At 70.4% G+C, this 257-nt stretch carries 1 protein-coding gene; it reads right to left on the reverse strand.

Annotated elements, in window-relative coordinates:
- Nucleotides 1-221 (reverse strand): AMP-binding protein (locus GTY56_RS37045; RefSeq protein ID WP_346345668.1); only part of this gene is annotated, 221 nt, incomplete at its 3' end.
- Nucleotides 222-257 lie beyond the last annotated feature (36 nt).

The following is a 257-nucleotide window of genomic DNA, read 5'->3' on the forward strand; positions in this document are numbered from 1 at the left end:
CCAGCGATATACAGCTCGCCCGCAACACCCGCCGGCACCGGCTGCAACTGCCCGTCGAGCACGTAGAAGCGGGTGTTGGCGATCGGCGTACCCACCGGGACCGCCTCGCCCGAGACACGATCCGGGGTCAGGCGGGTGGTCGCGACACCGACCGTGGCCTCGGTCGGACCGTAGTGGTTGAACACCCCACGCTCACCAGCGGTGGCGACCAGCTCCCGCACCCACGTAGCCGAGGCCGCCTCACCACCCAGCACCAG

Origin of the sequence: Streptomyces sp. SID5643 (assembly GCF_009872555.1) — a bacterium.
GTDB classification, from domain to species: domain Bacteria; phylum Actinomycetota; class Actinomycetes; order Streptomycetales; family Streptomycetaceae; genus Streptomyces; species Streptomyces iakyrus.